This window comes from Actibacterium naphthalenivorans (genome assembly GCF_014196965.1).
Classification (GTDB): domain Bacteria; phylum Pseudomonadota; class Alphaproteobacteria; order Rhodobacterales; family Rhodobacteraceae; genus Actibacterium_A; species Actibacterium_A naphthalenivorans.
Genome location: NZ_JACIEQ010000001.1, coordinates 1,690,474 through 1,698,985, shown reverse-complemented (window position 1 = coordinate 1,698,985; position 8,512 = coordinate 1,690,474). Strand labels below are relative to the sequence as shown.

7 protein-coding genes are annotated in these 8,512 nt (G+C 62.7%); 3 read left to right on the top strand and 4 right to left on the bottom strand.

Annotation, left to right across the window (positions count from 1 at the left end; translation table 11 throughout):
- Positions 1-375: 375 nt before the first annotated feature.
- A complete protein-coding gene (msrQ, locus tag GGR17_RS08370) occupies positions 376-978 on the bottom strand; it encodes a protein-methionine-sulfoxide reductase heme-binding subunit MsrQ (RefSeq protein WP_054540084.1) in 603 nt (200 codons plus the stop codon).
- A complete protein-coding gene (gene msrP / locus GGR17_RS08365; RefSeq protein ID WP_054540085.1) occupies positions 978-1,901 on the bottom strand; it encodes a protein-methionine-sulfoxide reductase catalytic subunit MsrP in 924 nt (307 codons plus the stop codon). The genes msrQ and msrP overlap by 1 nt, the downstream gene beginning before the upstream one ends.
- Before the next feature lie 199 nt (positions 1,902-2,100).
- On the opposite strand from msrP, the gene GGR17_RS08360 reads away from it, so the two are divergent.
- The gene (locus GGR17_RS08360) at positions 2,101-2,826 is read left to right on the top strand and encodes a sulfotransferase family 2 domain-containing protein (protein ID WP_037210470.1); all 726 of its coding nucleotides are present in this window, start codon (positions 2,101-2,103) and stop codon (positions 2,824-2,826) included.
- Here GGR17_RS08360 and GGR17_RS08355 read toward each other — a convergent pair.
- The gene (locus GGR17_RS08355) at positions 2,823-4,331 is read right to left on the bottom strand and encodes an FMN-binding glutamate synthase family protein (RefSeq protein ID WP_054540086.1); all 1,509 of its coding nucleotides are present in this window, start codon (positions 4,329-4,331) and stop codon (positions 2,823-2,825) included. The genes GGR17_RS08360 and GGR17_RS08355 overlap by 4 nt on opposite strands.
- 122 nt (positions 4,332-4,453) lie before the next feature.
- Here GGR17_RS08355 and GGR17_RS08350 point away from each other — a divergent pair, with 122 nt between their 5' ends.
- Both GGR17_RS08350 and GGR17_RS08345 read left to right on the top strand, forming a co-directional pair.
- Positions 4,454-4,897, top strand: a complete 444-nt coding sequence (locus tag GGR17_RS08350; RefSeq protein WP_037210475.1) for a hypothetical protein — start codon at positions 4,454-4,456, stop codon at positions 4,895-4,897.
- A gap of 174 nt (positions 4,898-5,071) precedes the next feature.
- Positions 5,072-5,716 (top strand): hypothetical protein, encoded by a 645-nt coding sequence (locus tag GGR17_RS08345; protein ID WP_054540087.1) that lies wholly within the window; start codon positions 5,072-5,074, stop codon positions 5,714-5,716.
- A 37-nt stretch (positions 5,717-5,753) separates the two neighbouring features.
- Here GGR17_RS08345 and clpB read toward each other — a convergent pair whose 3' ends face one another.
- Positions 5,754-8,369, bottom strand: a complete 2,616-nt coding sequence (gene clpB / locus GGR17_RS08340; RefSeq protein ID WP_054540088.1) for an ATP-dependent chaperone ClpB — start codon at positions 8,367-8,369, stop codon at positions 5,754-5,756.
- Positions 8,370-8,512 lie beyond the last annotated feature (143 nt).

The following is an 8,512-nucleotide window of genomic DNA, read 5'->3' as shown; positions in this document are numbered from 1 at the left end:
AAGAGCGCGGAGACAAAAAACCGACCGAGGCGCCAATCTTACTAAGCGCCGCCCGCCCGAACCTCATCTCCAAGTAGTCTCAACTTCAGCGCCTTGCCGTCTCCGTCAGGCCCTTCCGCCGCACCGCCGTGCATCTCTGCGCCGCCGGTGAAGGGGTATTTACGGATTACAGCAAACACCCGCAACCCCTTTTTACAAATTCATTACAGATTTTTTGAAATAAGTGGATTGTTTAATATTTCCAATGGCTTGCGGAATTACAAGCGAAAGGAGCCAGGTTATCGCGTGATTTTCGGAGCCTTCAAATGGCAGAAAAAGCCGGGCTTCGCAGTTATCCACAGAGTCGTTCACAGGCTGCCCTCTGAAAGACCCGCCTCAGGCCGCCGCCCGACGCGGCGCGCGGCGCAATCTGAGGGCCAGAAGCCCGAGGATGACGGCCAGATAGATCAAAGGCTCTGCCTGCCAGCCTTTCACCAGCATCACGAAGTGAATCGCGCCCAACAGCACCGCCGGATAGGTCAGCCGGTGCAGCCGCCGCCATGATGGCCCCAGCTTTCGCACCGACCGGTTGTTCGAGGTCAGCGCCAGCGGGATCATCAGGGCGAAGGCGAGCATGCCGATGGTGATATAGGGGCGCTTCAGGATATCGGCGCGGATCAGCCCCCAGTTCTGCAGATCCAGAAACAGCCACACCGCAAGGTGGAGCAACACATAGAAGAACGCCAGCAGCCCGATGGCCCGGCGATACCGGATCAGGTTGAGCCCCGCGAGACGGCGCAGCGGCGTGATGGCAAGCCCGGCGATCATCAGTTTCAGCGCAAACTGGCCCAGCTCATGCTCCAGCCCCCGGATCGGCTCGATCCCGAGCCCGCCGGTCAGCCCCAGCCACAGGAACCAAAGCGCGGGCAGCGGCCCGACGATATAGAGCACCCAGGCCGGCACCCGGCGCAGCGCGGTATTCACCCGATCAACGGACATCAGAAGAGTTTCTTCAGATCCATGCCCGCGTAAAGCCCGGCGACATCTTCGCCATAACCGTTGAACATCAGCGTTTCCTGCCGCCGCGACAGCAGCCCGCCGCCGATGCGCCGTTCGGTCGCCTGGCTCCAGCGCGGGTGGCTGACCTGCGGGTTCACGTTTGAATAGAATCCGTATTCCCGCGCATTGACCATGTTCCACGTCGCGAGCGGCTGTTCCTCGGTCAGGGTGATGCGCACGATCGACTTGATCGACTTGAACCCGTATTTCCACGGCACCACCAGGCGCAGCGGCGCGCCGTTCTGATTGGGCAGCGGTTCGTCATAGATGCCATTGGCCAGAATGGTCAGCGGGTGCATCGCCTCGTCCAGCCTCAGGCCTTCGCGATAGGGCCAGTCAAGGATCGGGCGGCGCTGGCCCGGCATCTCTTCGGGGCGAACCAGCGTTTCGAAGGCGACATATTTTGCCGAGGGCTGCACGCCGACCCGGTTCAGCAGCGTGCTCAGCTCGAACCCGACCCAGGGGATGACCATCGACCAGGCCTCGACACAGCGGAAGCGATAGATGCGCTCCTCCAGCGTGACGCCCGACAGGATCTCGCCAAGATCGTAGGAGCCCGGGCGATCGACCAGCCCGTCGATCTGCACCGCCCAGGGGTCGGTCGTCAACGCGCCGGCGTTTCGGGCCGGATCTTCCTTGCCGGTGCCGAATTCGTAGAAATTGTTGTACCGGGTGATCTCTTCGAACGTATTGGGATCGTCATCGGTGGAATAAGCGCTTTCGACCGCGCCAAGGCCCGCCAGCGCAGGCGTGGCCATGGCGCCAAGCGCCGCCGCACCCGCGATGATCTGGCGACGGTTCAGGAATGCCGTTCTGGGGGTAACATCGGACCATTTCAGATCGGACTTGAAGGTCTTGCGCATCAGGGAACTCTCCACCGGTTTCCGGCCCCTTTTACATGGTTCCGCCCGAATTTCCGATTGACGAAAGCTCACATTGTCGTTGGCGACTGTAACCCAATCGACCACACCGGGCCTATGCCAAGAAAAGCCCCTTTACTCAAAAAAACCCATCTGCTTTAGATTTGGCGGGTCCAACCACCAGATTGCCGGGACAGTACGCGTGACAACGTTTTCCACGAAAGCCGCCCTGGCGGATGCCAGACTTCAGGCCGGGGCGCGCTGGATCGGGATGCAGCGCCGCTATTTCGACACGCGCGAATATATACGGGCCAAACGCGAAACGCTGGACATGTCGGAGAACCGGGCGCGGGGCGCGTTGTTCGTGCATGTGCCCAAATGCGCCGGCACGACCATCGCGCGCCAGGTGCCGATCACCCATGGCCACCGCTCGGCCGAATTCTTCAAATGGCGCGACCCGGCGCTGTTCGACAGTTGCTTCACCTTCGGGATCACGCGCAACCCCTATGACCGGCTGGTATCGGCCTTTCACTATCTGCGCTCCGATCAGACCTCGAAGCGCGACGGAGAATGGGGCCGCCGGAACCTGTCGCAATTCCCGGATTTCTATGCCTTCATGGCGGCGCTGAGCCATCGGGGCGAACGCAACCGCCTGCTGGGCTGGCTGCATTTCCTGCCACAGACCTATTACCTGTGCGATGCCGGCAACCGGGTTCTGGTCGACTACGTCGGCAAGACCGAAACCTTTTCCGACGACATCGAACAGATCAACGCCCGCACCGGCCTCGGGATCGAGAACCAGCGCCAGCGCGCGGTGTCACGCTCGCCCTACAAGGAATTCTATTCGAACGAAACCGCGCGGCTGGTGGATCAGATCTACGCCGATGATTTCCGCGTCTTCGGATATGACACCGAACACGATTTCTAGTGTTTGTTTGCCAGAACGTGGTCGGCCGGGTCGGAGCGGCGGTAGATCTGGTTCATCGGAATTGACGATCCGTCCGGCTGCACGATGCGCACGTGGCGCCGCCGCATCAGCCGCGGTTCGGCGACGCCGACGGAATGCGCGATCGTTTCCACCTCGTTGATCACCGATCGGGCATAGCGCGCGACGCGGGTGTATTTCCGCTCGACCACCAGCCCCTTCTGCAGGCGCGGATCATGGGTGGTGATGCCCGTGGGGCAGGTGTTGCGGTTGCACTTGAGCGCCTGAATGCAGCCCAGCGCAAACATGAAGCCCCGCGCCGAGGTCACGAAATCCGCGCCCGCGGTGATGGCCCAGGCCACATCCGCCGGGTTCACCAGCTTGCCGCTGGCGATCAGGCGGATACGGTTGTGCAAACCGTAGGTATCGCGCAGGTCCGACACGATCAGCATCGCCTCGCGGATCGGCATCCCCACCAGATCGATCAGCGGCATGGGCGCGGCCCCGGTGCCGCCCTCGCCACCGTCGATGGTAATGAAATCCGGCGCGCTTTCCTCGCCCCGCTCGCGGATCAGGCCGAACAGCTCCTGAAACGGTTCGGGCGCACCAACGACGGTCTTGAAGCCCACGGGTTTGCCCGAAACCTCGCGGATATGGGCGACCATATTCAGCAGGTCCTCGAAGCTGTCGACCTCGACATGGCGATTGGGGGAATAGCTGTCTTCGCCGACGGGAATGCCGCGGATCTGCGCGATCTCGTCATTCACCTTGGCGCCGGGCAGAATGCCACCCTTTCCGGGCTTGGCGCCCTGGGCCAGCTTGATCTCGAACATCCTGATCTGCGGATGGGCGGCGACCTGCTTCAGCTTCTCATCCGAGATCCGCCCGAATTCATCGCGCACCCCGTATTTCGCGGTGCCGATTTGATAGACGATGTCGCAATTTCCAAGCAGGTGATAGGGCGAAAGCCCGCCTTCGCCGGTGTTCAGCCAGATGCCGGCCTCGGCTGCGCCACGGCTCAGCGCCTCGACGGCGGGCCGCGAAATCGCGCCATAGCTCATGCCCGAGACATTGAAGATCGAGGGTGCGTTGTAAGGTTCGCGCGCATAGGGCCCGATCAGCATCGGCGCGGTCGCCGCGAACTGATTGTCCAGCGGCGGGAAGGCGGCGTTCACAAAGATCGGCGTTCCGGGAATATTCAGGTTTCGGGTCGATCCGAAGGCAACGGTATTGCCCTTGCCCTCGCCGGCGCGGGCGACCCAGTCGCGCTGCGCCCGGTTGAACGGCATCTCTTCGCGATCCATGGCAAAGAAATACTGGCGAAAGAATTCGCCCAGCGATGTGAACATGTGCCGGAACCGCCCGATGACGGGATAGTTGCGCCGGATCGCGTCGCCCGTCTGGGTGCGGTCGATGACGAACAGCACCAGCGAAACCAGCACCACCACCCCCAGCACCAGAACGAACCCCAGCGCCAACCACTCCAAAACCCGTCCGACCCAATCCATCAGCTGCCCCCTGCTTCGATTTGACCTCAATCATGGCCCTGCGCCAGATTGAACCTACTGTTTATCTCATGACACAGTTCAACAACCCTCTGTAACAAGCCAGAGGCGTTCGGGAGGATAAAATGAAAAAGACACTCGCAGTTGCAGCCATCGCGCTGCTGGCAACGCCGGTTCTGGCGCAGGACGCGATCACCTACACCACGAGCGACAGTTTCGATGATGTCGTCTTCGCGCTGGAAAACGCGGTACTGGGCCAGGGGCTGGTGATCGACAGCGTCAGCCACACCGGCGACATGCTGGAGCGGACGAAGGCCGATGTCGGCTCCGACGTGACCATTTTCACCAAGGCCGACATCTTCAGCTTCTGCTCGGCCGCGCTGTCACGCAAGGTGATGGAGGCGGATTACACGAACGTCCGCTTCTGCCCCTATGACATCTTCGTCTATGTCAGGCCGGACAAGCCCGATGAAACGGTGGTGGGGTTCAGCACCTTTCCCGAAGGTCCGATGCAAGAGGTTCAGGCCCTGCTCGACACCATCGCGCGCGAGGCGGCCGGCGCCGACTGATCTGCGCGTTTCCGCCGAAAACACAAGGGTTCCGCCCGGCCGCTTGCCGGGGGGGCCTGCCCGTGGCAAAAATCTTCTCCAAGTCCAAAAAAGGACAGATTTGAGGCAAACAATCATAACCGAAGGTCATTCCGCACCGATGGGCGGGATGCAGAACTTCGGACGAGGGGCAGAATGCCGCAGGCAGGCCAAGAGCTTCCCCGTGTGTCGCGCGGGGTGCAGTCAGACCACAGGTCGTATTCACTGAATACGACAACCGTGTTTCAGGGGGCGGGCACGACCCATGCGCAGGCGGCGAAGCCGCGCAAAACCATCGTTCCGCGCCGCATGAAACTCTCCGTTAGGGAAGAGGGCGGCCGCCGCACCGCGATCTTCCCGCCGGGCGCCGCCGCGACCCAACGCATGACGCCCGCACAATCGCGCATCTACGAGCGCCTGTTCCAGGTGTTTTCCAGAATCGCGGCAACTGGCGAAACAGGGACAGATCAGCTTGACGACCCGAGCTTCAAAACCGCCGTCCTGCGCATTCTGGCGCAGCGCAAGCGCCAGCTGAAGGAGCGGGATGTGACCGGCCTGATGGATGAATTCATCTTCGCGCTGGCGCATGACACCACGCCAGAGGCGAAATCCGTCCGCAGTGTTCTGGAAGAGGCCGGTATGTCGCTGTCGTCACACGACGATACATTCATCTTTTCGCGCAAGCAGGCCCAGCATGTGGTCGATCCGGCCGCGCTGACCGCCCCGGCGCAGCCCGCGCCCGAAAGCGAACAGCCCGCCAAACGCCCGCGCCGTTTCCTGTTCAAACCGCGCAAGGCGTAACCCGCCCCGCCGGAGCATCCGGCGGAACGGGCAAGGCTCAGTGAACCACGGCATCTTCCGGCGGCTGCCGGTTCGACGCGCCCACGCGATCACCGATCAACAACCCCTCGGCGCCGGCGGTCACCGGGATGGTATCGCCATCCATCACATCGCCAGACAGGATCAGCTCTGCCAGACGGTCCTGCAGGCTGCGCTGGATCACCCGCTTCAGCGGGCGGGCGCCGAACACCGGGTCATAGCCTTCATCGGCCAGCCACTTGCGGGCGCCCTCGTCCAGCTCCAGCGTGATGTTGCGCGCGGCCAGTCGTTTGGCCAGACGCCGCAGCTGGATCGTCACGATGCCATCCATATCCTTCCGGCTGAGCCGGTCGAAGATGATCGTCTCGTCCAGACGGTTCAGGAATTCGGGGCGGAAATGGGCCCGCACCGCATCCATCACGTCGCGCCGCGCCTGCGCGCTGTCGGCCCCTTCGGGCATCTGGCTCAGCGCCTGCGACCCGAGGTTCGAGGTCAGCACGATCAGCGTCTGCTTGAAGTCGACCGTGCGGCCCTGTCCATCGGTCAGCACACCGTCATCAAGCACCTGCAACAGCACGTTGAACACATCCGGATGGGCCTTTTCGACCTCGTCGAACAGCACCACCTGATAAGGCCGGCGCCGTACCGCCTCGGTCAGCACACCACCCTCGTCGTAACCGACATAGCCCGGAGGCGCGCCGATCAGACGGGCGACCGCGTGTTTCTCCATGAACTCGCTCATGTCGATGCGCACCATCGCGTTGTCATCGTCGAACAGATACTCGGCCACGGCCTTGGTCAGTTCGGTCTTGCCGACGCCGGTGGGGCCGAGGAACAGGAACGACCCAAGCGGCCGGTTCTCATCGTTCAGCCCGGCGCGCGCCCGGCGCACCGCGTTGGCCACCGCCGTAACAGCCTGTTTCTGGCCGATCACGCGCTTGCCAAGCTCCTCTTCCATCTTCAGCAGCTTCTCGCGCTCACCCTCCAGCATCTTGGAGGTCGGGATGCCGGTCCAGCGTTCCACCACCTGGGCGATCTGCTCGGGGCGCACGGCCTCTTCGACCATCATCTCGTCTTCCTGCGCCTCGGCCTCGGCCAGCTTTTTCTCAAGCCCGGGGATCACGCCATAGGAAAGCTCGCCGGCCTTGGCCAGGTTGCCCTCGCGCTTGGCATGGTCCAGCTCGGCGCGGGCCTTGTCGAGTTGCTCTTTCAGTTCGCGCGCGCCTTCCAGCTTGTCGCGTTCGGCCTGCCATTGGGCCGTCATCGCGGCCGAGCGTTGCTGCAGGTTGGAAAGCTCTTCCTCGAGCTTGGCCAGCCGGTCTTTGGATGCCGCGTCATCCTCTTTCTTCAGCGCCTCACCCTCGATCTGAAGCTGCAGGATCTGGCGATCCAGCGCGTCCAGCTCTTCGGGCTTGCTGTCCACTTCCATGCGCAGACGGCTGGCGGCCTCGTCCATCAGGTCGATCGCCTTGTCGGGCAGGAAACGGTCGGTGATATAGCGGTGGCTTAGCGTCGCCGCCGCCACAAGGGCACTGTCGGAGATCCGCACGCCGTGGTGCAGCTCATACTTTTCCTTGATGCCGCGCAGGATGGAAATGGTGTCTTCCACCGTCGGCTCGTCCACCATCACCGGCTGGAACCGGCGGGCAAGAGCCGCGTCTTTTTCAACGTGCTTGCGATATTCATCCAGCGTGGTCGCGCCGATGCAATGCAGCTCGCCCCGCGCCAGCGCGGGCTTGATCAGGTTGGCGGCATCCATCGCGCCATCGGACTTGCCCGCGCCCACCAGCGTGTGCATCTCGTCGATGAACAGGACGATCTCGCCGGCGGCGGCCTCGATTTCCTTGAGGATGGATTTCAGCCGCTCCTCGAACTCGCCCCGGTATTTCGCGCCGGCAATCAGCGCGCCCATGTCCAGCGCCATCAGGCGCTTGTTCTTCAGGCTTTCGGGCACATCGCCATTGACGATGCGCAGGGCCAGCCCCTCGGCGATCGCGGTTTTACCCACGCCGGGCTCGCCGATCAGAACCGGGTTGTTCTTGGTCCGGCGGCTGAGCACCTGCATGGCGCGGCGAATTTCCTCGTCGCGGCCGATGATCGGGTCGATCTTGCCTTCCTCGGCGGCCTCGGTCAGGTCGCGCGCGTATTTCTTCAGCGCGTCATAGCCCTCTTCGGCCGAGGCGCTGTCGGCGGTGCGGCCCTTGCGGATGTCATTGATCGCCGCGTTCAGGTTCTGCGCGGTCACCGCGCCGGCATCCAGCGCGTCCTTGGCCTTTGATTTCACCATCGCCAGCGCGGTCAGGATCCGTTCCACGGGAACAAAGCTGTCGCCCGCCTTGGTGGCGATCTTCTGGGCCTCGTCAAGAACCCTGGCGGTGGACTGGTCCAGATAGACCTGCCCGGCATCGCCTGTCACCTTGGGCATCTTCGACAGGGCAACATCCACGGCTTCGACCACGCGTTCGGGCGCACCGCCCGCGCGTTTGATCAGGTTGGATGCAAGCCCCTGATCATCGTCCATCAATGCTTTGAGAAGGTGTTCGGGCGCGAGCCGCTGGTGATTTTCGCGCATCGCGATGGTTTGAGCAGCCTGCAGAAAACCACGCGACCGTTCCGTGAACTTTTCCATGTCCATCGGGCATTCTCCTTTTGCCAAGCGCCTGTCCTTTGAAACGCCCGCTCAGCGGCACGCCCCAATCGCAGGCCTCTCAGCCCATGTGGAGAGCCCTCTGCCGGTCTTCAAGGTTCCGTGATCAACTCCGCGACGCTTGGATCCCG